Here is a 14,731-nt window from a genome sequence, read left to right as displayed (position 1 = left end):
CATGAGCACCACTCCTGCCCTGCGCGTCAGCCGCTACCTGGCGATCAGCCCTGCCGTCGGCCGCCGCGCCTTCCGCATGGTCTATTCGACGCGCAGCGCCCGCTCCGCGCTGGTCAGCGACGAGGACTGGACCCAGGTCCAGCAAGGCCATTGCGAGGCCCTGCCCGAGGCGCTGCGCCAGTCCCTGCTGGAGCACAAGATCCTCGTGCCCGAAAGCGAGGACGAGCAGGCCCTGGTGATCGCCCACAACAAGGCGGCCATCCGGGACGACGACATGCTCTACCTCGGCATCTCGCCCTCCGCCAACTGCCAGCTGGGCTGCGACTACTGCGGCCAGCAGCACGAGAACAAGCGCATGGACGACGAGGTCATGCAGGGCGTGATGCGCCGCGCGGAACAGAAGCTGGCCCGCCGCCAGGGCTACCAGCGCCTGCAGATCGGCTGGTTCGGCGCCGAGCCGCTGCTGGGCCTGGCCTCCATCCGCAGCCTGACGCCGCGCCTGCAGGCCCTGGCCCGCGAGCACCAGCTGGACTACAGCGCGCAGATGGCCACCAACGGCGTGGCCCTCACCCCCAAGCTCTTCTTCGAGCTGGTGGAGCAGCACCGCGTGATGGCCTTCGACATCACCCTGGACGGCGCCCGCGAGTACCACGACCGCCGCCGTGTCACCAAGGACGGCCGGCCCTCCTTCGACACCATCCTCAACAACCTGCGCGGCATTGCCGCGGATCCGCGACTTGCCGGCTGCGGCGCCTCCGTCTTCATCCGCTGCAACGTGGACACCCGCAACCACGAGGGCACGCTGGCCCTGGTCGAGGTGCTGCGCGAGCATGACCTGCTGCGCCACTTCCGCTTCTACACCGCGCCGGTCCACAGCTGGGGCAATGACGCCCACCTGGGCTCGTTGAGCCAGCAGCGCTATGCCGAGTTCGAGCTGGAGCTGATGGCCCGCCTGATCGAGGCCGGCCAGGCGCCCAGCCTGCTGCCCAAGGCGCTCAAGCCCATCGTCTGCATGAGCGTGCGCGAAGAGGCCGAGCTCATCGACCCCTACGGCGAGGCCTTCAACTGCACCGAGATCTCGCAGGTGCCGGCCTACAAGGAGGTGCGTTTCTACCGCCTGGACGATGTGCGCCAGCCTCCCGCACCCGTCGCCCGGCCGCGCCCCTTCGCCGACTGGAACGACCGCATCCAGGCCGGCGAGGTGCCCTGCCACAGCTGCCGCATCCTGCCCATCTGCGGCGGCAAGTGCCCCAAGCACTGGACGGACGGCATCTCGCCCTGCCCCTCCATCAAGCACAACATCGAATCCCGCCTCACCTTGGAGATGGTCCGCCTGAACCGCCAGGGCCGTCTCGTCAACAGGAGCCTGTGAACATGGACACCTCCCCCCTGCCCCGCCGCCTGCTGTGCACCGTGCTGCTGTCCTGCGCCCTGCTGGCGCATGCCGCGCCCGCCAGCATCGAGACCGAGCCCGCCGCCAGCCTGGACGCCGTCGAGATTGCCGGCAAGCGCAGCTCGGTCATGCCCTACGCCACCTGGGCCAGCACGGTGCGCCCCATCCACGAGCTCAGCCACGGCCACATCCGCCAGGGCATGCGCCTCTTCAGCCGCGACAAGAGCACGCCCCTGCGCGTCAGCGTCTACGACGAGGACAAGGACGTGGCCATCTCGCCGACCCTCGGCGAGCTCTACGTCGTGCCGCATGACCTGCCGGTGGACGTCAAGCAGGCCGACCTCACCGTCAACCGCGTCGACGGCGCCTGGGGCGTGGGCAACTTCGCCCTGGTCCCGCAGCTGGCCGGCCCCGCCTCCGACATGGGCTGGGTGCGCCAGGTGCTGCGCGAGTACCAGGCCGTCTACCGCGAGCGCTTCCCCTTCAAGTGGCGGCTGCTCTCGCGCTCGGACGCCAGCTTCGACGTCTGCTCCACCAAGGAAGACCAGGCCATCCAGGCCCGTGCCGCCGACGGCACCGAGCTGGCCACCCTGCGGCTGGACAACAAGCTCAAGGAGCACAGCCAGACCACCGGCCGCATCCTCTACTGCGCCAGCATCAAGGCCGATGCCGCCTGGGACGACAAGGTCCGCCTCACCCTGCCCGAGCACGCCGTCGCCCTGATCGGCTTCCGCCTGCTCTGAGCCCGAAACCCCAAGGAGATGAAAATGCTGAAGAACCGTCGCCGCTGGGTCGTGCTGGGCAGCGTGATCACCAGTGCCGTGCTCGCCGGCTGGGCCTGGAACAGCCAGGCCTCGAGCAACACCCGACCCTCGCCCTTCAAGTCCGCGCAGATCGATGAGGGCGCCATCACCCAGGTCATCATGGCCAATGGCAGCCTGCAGCCGGTCTCCACCGTTACCGTGGGCACGCCCGTCAGCGGCACCGTGGCGCAGCGCCTGGTCGACTTCAATGACAAGGTCGTCAAGGGTCAGGTGCTGGCCCGTCTGGACTCGGCCAACTTCGAAGCCCGCGAGCGCCAGGCCCGCGCGCAGCTGGCCTCTGCCGAAGCCCGCCTGGCCTTTGCCGAAGGCACGCTGCGCCGCAACGAGGCGCTGGCGGCCCAGGGGTTCATCTCCACGCCGCAGCGCGACCAGAGCCTGCGCGAGGCCGAGGCCGCGCGCGCTGATCGCGAACTCGCCCGCGCCCAGCTGGATGCAGCCCGCACCGACCTCAACAACAGCATCATCCGCGCCCCCGTGGATGGCGTGGTCATCAAGCGCAGCATCGACGTCGGCCAGACCGTGGCCGCCAGCTTTCAGACGCCCGAGCTCTTCCTGATCGCCCGCGACCTCAACGAGATGGTGATCCAGGCCAATGTCAGCGAGGCCGACGTGGGCCAGATCCGCGAGGGCCAGAAGGTGCGCTTCCTGGTCGATGCCTTCCCGTCGCGCGAGTTCGAGGGCAGCGTGCAGCAGTTCCGCCTCAACCCCACCAACACCCAGGGTGTGGTGACCTACACGGTGATCGTCAACGTGTCGAACCCCGAGGGCCTGCTCAAGCCGGGCATGACGGCGCAGACCCGCATCGTCGTGGCCAGCAGCCCCAAGGCCCTGCGCCTGCCCACGGCCGCCCTGCGCTTCAAGCCCAATGACGACGAGCTGCCGGGCAAGGGTGGCAAGAAGGCCCCTGCCGAAGCGACGGCCAGCGCCACCTCCACCGATGACGGCGTGCTCAGCAGCCTGCGCGGCGGCGACCGCGTGTTCAAGGTCTACACCGAGGGCGCGAACCGCAAGCTGGAGGCTCGTGAGGTCACCATCGGCATCTCCAACACCCGCTACACCGAGCTGCTCAGCGGCGACCTGAAGCCGGGCGACACCGTGGTGATCCGCCGCGCCAAGGCCGACAGCCGCGAGGGCGCGTGATGCTCGCCCCGGCCATGACTCCCCCGCAGCGCCCGCCCGTGCTGAGCATGCGCGGCATCCGCAAGAGCTACCGCACGGGCGACGTGCAGACGCCGGTGCTGCACGGCATCGACCTCGACGTGCAGCCCGGCGACTACGTGGCCCTGATGGGCTCCAGCGGCTCCGGCAAGAGCACGCTGATGAACCTGATGGGCCTGCTGGACCGCAGCGACGACGGTTGCTACACCCTGCAGGGCCAGGACGTCAGCGGCCTCAGCAGCACGCAGCATGCCGCCGTGCGCAACGAGCAGATCGGCTTCGTCTTCCAGAGCTTCAACCTGCTCAAGCGCATGAACGTGCTGGAGAACGTGGCCCTGCCCATGATCTATGCCGGGCGCAAGCGCGGCGAGGCCCGCGAGCGCGCCCGTCACATGCTGGACCAGGTCGGCCTGGGCGCCATGGCCTCGCGCATGCCCAACCAGCTCAGCGGCGGCCAGCAGCAGCGTGTGGCCATCGCCCGCGCGCTGGGCAACGAGGCGCCCCTGCTGCTGGCCGACGAGCCCACCGGCAACCTCGACACCCAGACCACCGCCGAGGTGCTGGAAGTCTTCGACACCCTCAACCGCGAGGCGGGACTGACCATCGTGCTGGTCACGCACGAGCCGGATGTCGCCCTGAAGGCCAAGCGCCTGGTGCGGCTCAAGGACGGACTGATCGCCTTCGACGGGCGCCCTGAAGAACAGGCCTACGCATGAGCCCCTTGCAGATCTTCATCGAAGCCCTCCGCGCCCTCAACGGCAACCGCCTGCGCAGCGCGCTGACCATGCTGGGCGTGGTGATCGGCATCGCCTCGGTGCTGCTGATGCTCAGCGTGGGCGACTCCGTGCGCGCCTTCATCGCCAAGGAGCTGTCGGTGCTGGGCAGCAACCAGCTGATCGTCCAGCCCGGCACGCCGGTGGACGGCGGCGTGCGCCGGCGCGCCGGCGAGGTGCCCAACCTCACCGTGGACGACGCCCGCGCCCTGGCCCAGCTGCCGAGCCTGCGCGGCGCCGCCCCGGCGCTGCAGGGCTTCTTCCAGCTGCACTATGGCGACGCCAACAGCAACCAGACGGTGCTGGGCGTGACCCCCGCGATGATGGAGCTGCGCAACTGGCAGATCGACCGTGGCGTGGCCCTGGACGAGCGCGATGTGCAGTCCGCCAACCGCGTGGTGGTGATCGGCTCCCTGCTGGCCCGCAAGTACTACGCCGACCGCGACCCCCTGGGCCAGGTCCTGCGCCTGGACGGCCAGCCCTTCACCATCATCGGCGTGATGGCCGGCAAGGGCCGCACCCTGGATGGCACCGAGCTGGGCGAGCTGGTGCTGGTGCCCATCAGCGCCATGCCCCTGCGCCTGGCCCGCCCGGGCCTGGTCCACTACATCAGCCTGCAGGCCCGCAGCGCCAGCCAGATGGACGATGCCCGCCAGGACGCCGAGGAGCTGCTGCGCGACCGCCACCACATCACCGGCGACAAGAAGGACGACTTCGCGATCACCGACCTCGCCAGCATCGCCGAGACCGGCAGCGCCATCGCCCGCGGCCTCTCGGTGGGCCTGGGCGTGATCGGCGCAATCTCGCTGCTGGTGGGCGGCATCGGCATCATGAACATCATGCTGGTGAGCGTCTCGGAGCGGGTGCGCGAGATCGGCATCCGCATGGCCATCGGCGCCAAGCCGCGGGACGTGCTGTGGCAGTTCCTGGGCGAGTCCGTGGTGCTGTGCCTGATCGGCGGCCTCATCGGCCTGGGCCTGGCCGCGCTGGGCGCCCTGGGCATCAACGCGCTGGACAAGGTCGTGGTGAGCCTCTCGACCCAGCATGTGATCGTGGCCGTGGGCTTCGCCAGCCTGGTGGGCCTGTTCTTCGGCTACTACCCCGCGCGCCGCGCCTCGAAGCTGCTGCCGATCGAATGCCTGCGGCAGGATTGAGGGCTCGCTGCTGTCAGGCCTGACAGCAGCGCCGAGGCGCCAGTCTCACTAGACTCGCCGCCGCAGCGGGCGCACCGGGGACGGTGCGCCTTCGGTCCTGGCCCTCCAGACACGTTCACACGGTGATGACGCCCCTTCGCCTGCTCCTGACGGTCCTCGCCCTGCTGGCGATGGGCGCCGGCAGCATGACCCTGCTCCTGTCCGTGGGGCGAGCCGAGCTGGCCCGGCTCGCCGATGCGCCGGAGTCCGCCCGCCCGGGCCGGCCGGCCCCGGCCGTGCGGAAAGACCGCAACCCGGATCCGATGCCGGTGGCCCGGCAGCCCGGCCCCAGACCGGCCACGCCCGCCAGCCCTGCTCCGGCGCCGACCAGTGGCACCCCACGCCTTCACGCCGACCTCGTTCGCCGGCTTCCTGGCGGCCTGCAGACGGAGGCCCAGCTCGCCCTGCAAGCCGGCCAGGCAGGCCGGGCGTTCGAGGTGGCGCGGGAAATATCCCGGTGCCAGTATTTCAAGGAACTGCGGGCCGACTATGAACGGCGCGGGCTGCACGCCCAACTGGCCCAGCTGCTGCCCGACACCGACCCGGCGGAGCGCGCCCGGGTCGACGCCTTCTGCCAGACCGCTGGTGCCACGGGCCCGGCGTTGATGACGCAGCTGGTGCTGCTGGCCGCCGGCCAGGGGCTTCCAGATGCTGTCTACTGGGCCTATGAGGAACAGTTGGACCCCTCCGGCGACAGCGCCCGGCAATTGGGCCGCTGGGCCCTCGCCGGCCAGGATTTCGTTGCCCTGGGCAAGGCCCTGCTGGCAGACCGGCCGGACAGCCTCGGCCTCACCGCCGCGGATATGAACGTGCTGCGCAAGGCGAGCGCCCTGCTGCTCGTTACGCCCGAGTACAGCGCCCGCTCGGCTTTCCGGCACTTGCTCCAAACGGCCGAGGAGACGGCCACCTACCGGCAGGCGGGGGTCCAGACCTCGCAGGCCTTCGCGCAACTGCCGGCCGGCCTGCACCCACCCGTCCGCTTCGCCGATCTGCAGCTCTCGCCCGCCGACGAACAGCGCGCCCAGGCCGTCGTCGACGCCCTGGTCCGCCTGCGCCGTCAGCAGCTCCAGGCGGCCGGCGGCTGAGCTTCCGGCGGGCGGCCAGGTTTCGCAGCAGCCCTGGTAGCAGAGCGGTATGGGTAACTACCAGGGGCGGATTGAGCAAAAATTTGCGCGAACAGGCCATTCGGCGCAAACTTCCACCACCTATGCGTTCGCCGCATAGGCGCATGTGCACTCGGCTTTGGAATCACTGGCCGCGCGATCCTGGTTCGCGATACCGTTCGCGCCACGCCAAAGATTACGGAGCATTACATGCCCAACCTCTCCTTTGTTTCGCCCACGCGCAACAGCCCCTGGGGCACCTACCTGTCGCAGATCGATGCCGTGGAACCCTATCTGGGCCACCTGGCCCGCTGGGTCGAGACCCTGCGCCGCCCCAAGCGCGCGCTGATCGTCGACATCCCCATCGAGCTGGACAACGGCACCATCGCCCACTACGAGGGCTACCGCGTGCAGCACAGCCTGACCCGCGGCCCCGGCAAGGGCGGCGTGCGCTACCACCCGGACGTCACGCTGGAAGAAGTGATGGCCCTGTCGGCCTGGATGACGGTCAAGAACGCCGCGGTGAACCTGCCCTACGGCGGCGCCAAGGGCGGCATCCGCCTGGATCCCAAGACCCTGTCCCTGAAGGAACTCGAGAAAGTGACGCGCCGCTACACCAGCGAGATCGGCATCATCATCGGCCCGCAGCAGGACATCCCGGCCCCTGACGTGAACACCAACGGCCAGATCATGGCCTGGATGATGGACACGTACTCCATGAACGTCGGTGCCACCGCCACCGGCGTCGTGACCGGCAAGCCCATCCCCCTGGGTGGCTCGCTGGGCCGCGTGGCCGCCACCGGCCGCGGCGTGTTCGTGATCGGCCGTGAAGCCATGCGCCGCCTGAACGTGCCCATGGAAGGCGCCCGCATCGCCGTGCAGGGCTTCGGCAACGTGGGCTCCGTGGCCGCGAAGATGTTCGCCGCCAACGGCGCCAAGATCGTCGCCGTGCAGGACCACACCGGCACCATCCTGAATGAAAAGGGCATGGACATGGCCGACCTGCTGGACCACGTGGCCAAGACCGGCGGCGTGGGCGGCTTCAAGGGCGCCGACAAGATCGACAACGAGAACTTCTGGGACGTCAAGACCGACGTGCTGATCCCCGCGGCCCTGGAAGGCCAGATCAGCGCCGAGCGCGCCCAGCGCCTCTCGACCCGCATCGTGCTGGAAGGCGCCAACGGCCCGACCACCCCGGACGGCGACGCCGTGCTGGCCGACCGCGGCATCATCGTGGTGCCGGACGTGATCGCCAATGCCGGCGGCGTGACCGTGTCCTACTTCGAGTGGGTGCAGGACTTCTCCAGCTTCTTCTGGACCGAGGACGAGATCAACGTCCGCCTGGACCAGATCATGATCGGCGCCTTCAAGGGCATCTGGGAGACCAGCGAGAAGCACAAGATCTCGCTGCGCACCGCCGCCTTCACCGTGGCCTGCACCCGCGTGCTGCAGGCCCGCGAAGAGCGCGGTCTCTACCCCTGATCCGCAGATCCTTGTGATCCAGGCTGCCCCGGCGGCCTGCATCCCAGGCCCGCCGATGCGACCGCCGGCGGGCCTTTTTCATGCCCGGCCCCGGAGCCGCTGTGGCATCATCCCGGGCATGAAAGCGCTGATGAGCCCTCTCGCCAAGGCCGTGCTGGCCGACCCGCAGGCCAAGGGCCAGCTGCGGCACTACCTGGCGCGCAAGTCCGCCATCGCCGCGCAGGCAGCCCAGTCCCCGTCGGACGCTCCGGCCGCCGAGGCCCCGCTGGCCACCGTCATCGAGCTCAAGGCCGATGGCGGCCGCACCCGCAAGCTCACCCCCATCGTCGTTCCGCGCGCCGCCTGAGCGCCGGCACCCTGGGCACCGTTTCCTGCGGGCATGAATTTCGCGCTGCCGACCCTGGCCGTCTTCGCCCTGCTCCTGCCCGGCTTCATCGCCCGCTCGCGCATCAAGCGCATCGAGCGGCAGTCGCTGGACTACTCCCCCTTCGGACAGATCGTCAGCGAAGCCCTGCTCTGGGCCCTGGCCCTGCACCTGCTGTGGTGCGGCCTGGCCTGGCTGCTGACGGCCTACGAGCCCCGGCCCGAGGTGCTGCTGCGGCTGCTGGGCTCGGACAACGTCCGCCAGGCCCAGTCCGTGGAGGCCATCGCCGCCATGGCCGGCCCCATCACCGCCTACCTCGGCAGCCTGCTGCTCTTCGCCTACCTGATGCCCACGGCACTGCGCCGCCTGATCAGCCGCTGGCGTCTGGACAGCCAGCACTCCCGCCTCAGCCCCTGGCTGCGCTTCTCCGGCGCCCCCTGGTACTACCTGCTGACGGGCGCCGACTTCCCTCGCGACGAGGCGCCTGACCTCATCGCCGTCAGCGCCATCGTGAACGTCGCCGGCGAGGGCTACCTCTACACCGGCCTGCTGAGCGACTACTTCCTCGACCCCGAAGGCAAGCTCGACCGCTTGGTGCTGCGCGCGGTGATGCGCCGCCCCCTGGCCGCCGACAAGCCCGTCCCGGCCGACGATGACGGCAGCCCGCTGCTCTTCACCGACCGCTTCTACGTGGTTGACGGCGACTACTTCGTGCTGCGCTACAGCGAGCTGATCACCCTCAACGTCGAGTACATCAAGCTGGCCGAGCAGGCCGCCTGAAGCCCTCGCCAGGCCCTGGCCGGGCAGCCCCGGTTGTTACACTGCCGCCCATGAATGCCCCCCAGTCCTACGACGCGGCGCGAGCCATCGAGATGGCCCGCCAGGCCCTGCAGATCGAGGCCCAGGCCCTGACCGACATGCTGCCCCGCCTGGGCGAGAGCTTTGCGCAGTCCGTCCAGGCCGTGCTGGCCTGCAGGGGCCGGGTGGTCGTGATGGGCATGGGCAAGAGCGGCCATGTGGGCCGAAAGATCGCCGCCACCCTGGCCTCCACCGGCACCCCCGCGATGTTCGTGCACCCCGGCGAGGCCAGCCATGGCGACCTGGGCATGGTGACCCCGCAGGACGTCGTGCTGGCGCTGTCGAACTCGGGCGAGAGCGACGAGCTCAATGCCGTGCTGCCGGTGCTCAAGCGCCTGGGCGTCTGCATCATCGCGATGACCGGCCGGGCCGAGTCCAGCCTGGCACGCCACGCCAGCCTGGTGCTGGACAGCCGCGTGGCCGTCGAGGCCTGCCCCCTGAACCTGGCGCCCACGGCATCCACGACGGCGCAGATGGCCCTGGGCGACGCCCTGGCCGTGGCCCTGCTCGATGCCCGCGGTTTCCGCCCCGAGGACTTCGCCCGCTCGCACCCGGGCGGTGCCCTGGGCCGCAAGCTGCTGACCCATGTGCGCGACCTCATGCGCAGCGGCGAGGCCCTGCCCCGCGTCGAGCCGGACACGCCCTTTACCGACATGATGCGCGAGATGTCCGCCAAGGGCATGGGCCTGGCCATCGTGGTCGACGAGGCCGAGATCGTGCAGGGCGTCTTCACCGACGGCGACCTGCGCCGCCTCATCGAGCGCGGCACGGACCTGCGCAGCCTGCGCGCGGGCGAGGTGATGTCACTGAATCCCAAGAGCGTGCGCGCTGATGACCTCGCCGTGGATGCGGCCGACCTGATGGAAGCCGCCCGCATCACCGTGGTCCTGGTCACCGAGGAAGAGCGCCTGATCGGCGCCGTGCACATCAACGACCTGATGAGCGCGAAGGTGATCTGAATGCGCGCCATCACCACCCCCGCCCTGAGCTTCCCGCCCGAACTGCTGCTGAAGGCGCAGGGCTCGGGCCTGGGCCCGAACCTGGGGATCAGGGCCGCCATCTTCGACGTCGACGGCGTGCTGACCGACGGCCGCATCTACATCGGCGAGGCGGGCGAGAGCTTCAAGGCCTTCTCCACCCTGGACGGCCACGGCCTCAAGCTGCTGGACCAGGGCGGCATCACCCCCCTCATCATCACCGGCCGTGATTCGCCCGCCGTGCGCCGCCGCGTGGCGGACCTGGGCCTCAAGCATGCGGTCTACGGCGCCAAGGACAAGCTGGCCGTCGCCGAGCCCCTGCTGGCCCAGCTGGGGCTCGACTGGAGCCAGGTGGCCGCCATGGGCGACGACTGGCCCGACCTGCCCCTCATGTGTCGCGCCGCCTTTGCCTGCGCACCGGCACAGGCGCATGCCGAGGTGCTGGCCATCGCCCATCACGTGACCCGCGCCCCCGGCGGCCACGGTGCCGCCCGCGAGTGCTGTGACCTGCTGCTGATGGCCAAGGGCCGCTACGCCGGCCTGCTGCACGGGCATCTGAGCACGCTGGACGGAGGTCACCCCGCATGAGCCGTGCCGCCCACGGGTCGAAGGCTCGCCCATGAGCGCCACGAGCAGCACGCCCCTGGCGCCGCCGCCCGGGCCCGCACGCCGTCGCGAGGCGCCGCCGCTGCTGTGGCGCCTGCAGAACCTGGTCGGCACCTACCTGCCCCTGTTGATCCTGGCCCTGCTGGCGGCCTTCACCTGGTGGCTGGTCAAGAGCACGCCCCTGCCCGAGGACGGCAGCGCCCAGCGCGTGCTGCGCCATGAGCCCGACTACCAGATGCAGGGCTTCGAGCTGCAGCGCTTCAAGCCCGACGGCACGCTGGCCCTGCAAGTCCGCGGCCGCGAGATGCGCCACTACCCGGACACCGACACCCTGGAGATCGACGGCATCGAGCTGCGCGCCCTGGGCAAGGACGGCACGCTGACCGTCGCCCAGGCCCGCCAGGCTCTGAGCAATGCCGACGCCAGCGAGATCCGCCTGCAAGGCGACGTGCTGGTGCGCCGCTATGCCCAGGCCCAGCCGGAAAACCTGCCTGCGCAGCTGGAGATCAGCGGCGAGTTCCTGCAGCTCAATCCGCCGCGCGAGCTGATGAGCTCCCACCTGCCGGTGACCCTGCGCACCGGCCAGGGCAGCTTCAGCGTGCAGTCCTTCGAATACGACAACCTCAGCGGCCAGCTGCAGTTCCATGGCCGCAGCACGGCCAGCTACCTGCCGCGGCGCAAGAGGCCCTGAGCCCTGCCCGACCTGCCATGAACCAAGCCCCCCTCGTCTACATCACCGGCGCCTCCAGCGGCCTGGGCCAGGCCATGGCCCTCGAGTTCTACCGGCAGGGCTGGCGCCTGGCCCTCGTGGCCCGCCGCACCGAGGAGATGGCGCGCTGGGCCCGGGAGCAGGGACTGGAGGCCGCACGCTGGCGCGTCTACTGTGCGGACGTGAGCCAGGTCGAGTCCATCGTCGAGGCCGGCCGCCACTGCATTGCCGAGCAGGGTCTGCCGGATGTGGTGATCGCCAATGCCGGCATCTCGGTGGGCATGGACAGCGCCATCTACGAGGACCTGGCCGTGATGCAGCGCCTCTACGCGACCAACAACATCGGCCTGGCCGCCACCTTCCATCCCTTCATCGCGCCCATGAATGCGCGGCGCAGCGGCAGCCTGGTGGGCATCGCCAGCGTGGCCGGCATCCGAGGCCTGCCGGGGCATGCGGCCTACTGCTCCAGCAAGGCCGCAGTGATCAGCTACTGCGAGAGCCTGCGGGGCGAATGCCGCCCATTCGGCGTGCGCGTCACCACCATCGCACCGGGCTACATCGACACGCCGCTGACCCGGCGCAATCGCTATCACATGCCTTTCCTGATGTCTGCTGAAAGCTTTGCCAGAGCAGCCTATCGCAGCATCCAGGCCGGGCATGGATTCCGCGTCATTCCCTGGCAGATGGGCATGGTGGCGCGGGTTCTGCGCCTGCTGCCCAATGCCCTGTATGACCGGCTGCTGGCGGGGCGTCCGCGTAAACACCGAGAGGGCGAGTAAGCCCGGCGCCACAAGCATCCCCTGACTGCGCACGCCTTTGCGTGCGAGCCGCACACCGGCTCCCTACACTCCGCGCGCCCGAATGGAATCCCGACGGGCACGGGAGCCTCGCGTCCAAAAACAAAGCGCGCGAGAAGGAGGAGCCATGAACAGAACTCGCCACGCGGTCGCGATGGCCTGCCTTGCCCTGCTGGGCTTGCCGCAGGCCCACGCAGACCTTCCCGACATGCCCTGGCCCAAGGCCTTGCGCGTGGACCATGCGAATGCACGGATCGATGGCCGTCTCGACGAAGCCATCTGGGCGCAGGCGCCCATCCACGACAGCTTCATTCAGCTGCAGCCGCAGGACAAGAAGCCCGCACGCTGGCGCACCACGGTGCAGGTCGTCGCCGACAAGGACGCGCTCGTGATCGGCATCCGCTGCTACGACGAGCACCCCGAGCAGATCCGTGCGCCGCTGGTGCGCCGGGACCAGGTCAAGCGGGACCAGGACTATGTCGTCGTCTTCCTCGATCCCATGGGCCAGCGCCGCACCGCGCAGTTCGTGCGCGTGGGCGCCAATGGCGTGGTGGCCGACGGCAGCATCGCCGCGGTGGACGACGTGGAGGACTTCGCCCCCGACTTCGACGTGCAGGCCGCAGCCCAGCGGCTGCCTGACGGCTACAGCATCGAGCTGCGCTGGCCGCTGTCGACCCTGCGCTACCCCTACCAGGGCGGTGCGGACTGGCGGATGATGGTGGGACGCAGCGTCCCGCGCGATGAGAACGTCTTCCTGGTGTCAGCCCCGCTGACCCAGGACTCCCTGCACAACATCGCCGAGCTGCAGCCCATCGAGGGCCTGGGAGACCTGGTGCAGACCGTGCGCGAGCGCAGCTTCGTCGAGTTGCGGCCCGAGCTGACCCTGCGCCGCCACGAGGAGCGCAGCGCCGGTGCGCCCTTCAGCCGCCAGAACGACGCCAGCCTGGGCCTGGAGCTCAAATGGCGCCCGCGCGCCGACTGGGTGGTGGACGCCACCCTGAACCCCGACTTCTCCCAGGTGGAGCTGGACGTGCCCCAGCTCACAGGCAACACCCGCTTCGCCCTGCAGCTCACCGAGAAGCGCCCCTTCTTCCTGGAGAGCCAGGACGTGACGGGCAAGGGCCAGCCGGACGACAGCGGGCAGGCGCGTGGCCTGGCTGCCTTCTACTCCCGCGCCATCACCGATCCGAACTGGGGCCTGCGCGCCACCTGGCGGGGCGCCGAGGCCGAGGGCACCTTCCTCAGCCTGCGCGACAAGGGCGGCGGCAAGATCTTCCGCTCCAATGCCTACGAGACCCTGGAGCGTCTGCCCCAGCACCTGAGTTCGCAGGCCAGCTTCGCCCGCCTGCATCAGCAATTCGACCAATGGGGCGCGGCGGGCCTGGTCTCCATCCGCGACTATGGCCTGGGCCGGCACAACTGGGTGCTGGGCAGCGATTTCCACGGCAACCTCAGCGAGCAGGCCAGCGTGCGGGGCCATGTGCTGCTGTCCAGCACCACCCTGGGCTTTGACGCCGACGACCAGCCCCTGCGCCAGTCGGCACAGAGCGGCAGCTATGTCTGGGTCGAGGGCCGGCATCGCAGCGAGGACTGGGCCAATTCCGTCCACCTGGAACGGCTGAGCCCCCGCTTCGCCAATGACAACGGCTTCGTCAACCAGACCGGCGTGCAACGCCTCACCGCCCAGATCAACCGCCGCATGGGCAGCCAGACCCTGGGCCTGCCCGGCACGGGCATCACCTGGCCGGCTTACGAGTTCGAATGGCAGCTCAAGCTGGCCCAGGCCAGTACCCTGGCCGACGCCGAGTTCGGCATCCCGTCCGGCCAGGTGATCGAGCGTCTGGTGCAGCCGGGTGTCTGGTTCACCTCGGCGCGTAAGTTCGAGTTCTGGGCCCATCTGGGGCTGGATGCGCAACGGGCCTCGCCCACGGGCGTCCTGCACCAGCCCCGCACGGTCAACCTGGGCTTCATCCTCAACCCCTCGCCCTGGTTCAGCCTGTTCAGCATCGACTACGAATTCGGCCGCCGGCTGGACGTCGAGGCGGACCGCCTGGGTCGTGGCCAGACGCTGGCCATCGACGCCAACTTCCGCTTCAACCTGCCGGCCCAGATGGCCCTGGAGTGGAACCAGCACCTGGGCTGGTCCGACGTGCGCGGCCCGCAGCGCCAGCGTTCGCTGCAGGAGTGGCTGGGGCAGTCCCTGGCGGTGCTGCATTTCAGCGCGCAGGACTCCCTGCGCCTGATCCTGCAGCAGCGCGGCCTGAGCCGCATGCCGGACGGCGCCCTGGAAGAGGACCGCCGCCATGCCTTCACGCAATCCCTGGTCTACCAGCGCCGCCAGGGCCTCAGCAGCGCCTTCAGCGTGGGCTACACCCACACCCGCCGCCAACCCGGCGAGGCGACGCAGAAGGAGTGGTTCGCCAAGTACAGCACCGTGTTCGGCCGCTGATCGCTCCACCACGGGCCGCCGGCGCCCGCAGTGCCCCCCAGGGGT

14 protein-coding genes are annotated in these 14,731 nt (G+C 69.8%); all 14 read left to right on the top strand.

Going from position 1 to position 14,731, the window contains the following annotated elements:
- Position 1 precedes the first annotated feature (1 nt).
- The 14 genes from ABDJ40_RS20930 to ABDJ40_RS20865 all read left to right on the top strand — a co-directional run bounded on the left by ABDJ40_RS20930 (position 2) and on the right by ABDJ40_RS20865 (position 14,686).
- Positions 2–1,372, top strand: a complete 1,371-nt coding sequence (locus ABDJ40_RS20930; protein ID WP_347612561.1) for a radical SAM/SPASM domain-containing protein — start codon at positions 2–4, stop codon at positions 1,370–1,372.
- 2 nt (positions 1,373–1,374) lie between these two features.
- Positions 1,375–2,136 (top strand): hypothetical protein, encoded by a 762-nt coding sequence (locus tag ABDJ40_RS20925; protein WP_347612559.1) that lies wholly within the window; start codon positions 1,375–1,377, stop codon positions 2,134–2,136.
- Positions 2,137–2,160: 24 nt separating this feature from the next.
- Positions 2,161–3,357, top strand: coding sequence for an efflux RND transporter periplasmic adaptor subunit (locus ABDJ40_RS20920; RefSeq protein WP_347612558.1), 1,197 nt, complete (start codon positions 2,161–2,163; stop codon positions 3,355–3,357).
- Positions 3,358–3,371: 14 nt separating this feature from the next.
- On the top strand, positions 3,372–4,091 hold the full coding sequence (locus ABDJ40_RS20915; protein WP_347612557.1) for an ABC transporter ATP-binding protein: 720 nt from the start codon (positions 3,372–3,374) through the stop codon (positions 4,089–4,091).
- Positions 4,088–5,302 (top strand): ABC transporter permease, encoded by a 1,215-nt coding sequence (locus tag ABDJ40_RS20910; protein ID WP_347612556.1) that lies wholly within the window; start codon positions 4,088–4,090, stop codon positions 5,300–5,302. Before ABDJ40_RS20915 ends, ABDJ40_RS20910 begins: the two co-directional genes overlap by 4 nt.
- A gap of 185 nt (positions 5,303–5,487) precedes the next feature.
- Positions 5,488–6,426 carry a hypothetical protein gene (locus ABDJ40_RS20905; protein WP_347612555.1) on the top strand — a complete coding sequence of 313 codons (939 nt, stop codon included), beginning with the start codon at positions 5,488–5,490 and terminating at the stop codon, positions 6,424–6,426.
- Positions 6,427–6,654: 228 nt separating this feature from the next.
- Complete coding sequence (locus ABDJ40_RS20900; protein ID WP_269631153.1) at positions 6,655–7,926, top strand: Glu/Leu/Phe/Val family dehydrogenase; 1,272 nt, start codon at positions 6,655–6,657, stop codon at positions 7,924–7,926.
- A 130-nt stretch (positions 7,927–8,056) separates the two neighbouring features.
- Positions 8,057–8,272 (top strand): hypothetical protein, encoded by a 216-nt coding sequence (locus ABDJ40_RS20895; protein ID WP_347612553.1) that lies wholly within the window; start codon positions 8,057–8,059, stop codon positions 8,270–8,272.
- Between the two features lie 33 nt (positions 8,273–8,305).
- A complete protein-coding gene (locus tag ABDJ40_RS20890; RefSeq protein ID WP_269631150.1) occupies positions 8,306–9,070 on the top strand; it encodes a hypothetical protein in 765 nt (254 codons plus the stop codon).
- Positions 9,071–9,120: 50 nt separating this feature from the next.
- Positions 9,121–10,107 (top strand): KpsF/GutQ family sugar-phosphate isomerase, encoded by a 987-nt coding sequence (locus tag ABDJ40_RS20885; protein ID WP_347612552.1) that lies wholly within the window; start codon positions 9,121–9,123, stop codon positions 10,105–10,107.
- Positions 10,108–10,713 (top strand): KdsC family phosphatase, encoded by a 606-nt coding sequence (locus tag ABDJ40_RS20880; protein ID WP_347612550.1) that lies wholly within the window; start codon positions 10,108–10,110, stop codon positions 10,711–10,713. It begins immediately after the preceding gene.
- A gap of 31 nt (positions 10,714–10,744) precedes the next feature.
- On the top strand, positions 10,745–11,422 hold the full coding sequence (gene lptC, locus ABDJ40_RS20875) for an LPS export ABC transporter periplasmic protein LptC (RefSeq protein ID WP_347612548.1): 678 nt from the start codon (positions 10,745–10,747) through the stop codon (positions 11,420–11,422).
- Positions 11,423–11,439: 17 nt separating this feature from the next.
- The gene (locus ABDJ40_RS20870; protein ID WP_347612546.1) at positions 11,440–12,219 is read left to right on the top strand and encodes an SDR family oxidoreductase; all 780 of its coding nucleotides are present in this window, start codon (positions 11,440–11,442) and stop codon (positions 12,217–12,219) included.
- A gap of 145 nt (positions 12,220–12,364) precedes the next feature.
- Entirely contained in the window at positions 12,365–14,686 is a 2,322-nt protein-coding gene (locus ABDJ40_RS20865) for a carbohydrate binding family 9 domain-containing protein (protein ID WP_347612544.1), read from the top strand.
- Positions 14,687–14,731 lie beyond the last annotated feature (45 nt).

The sequence above is a fragment of the Roseateles flavus genome, assembly GCF_039872765.1.
Classification (GTDB): Bacteria; Pseudomonadota; Gammaproteobacteria; order Burkholderiales; family Burkholderiaceae_C; genus Roseateles_B; species Roseateles_B flavus.
The sequence above is the reverse complement of the archived record's forward strand: the minus strand, read 5'-3'. Positions and strand labels throughout refer to the sequence as shown.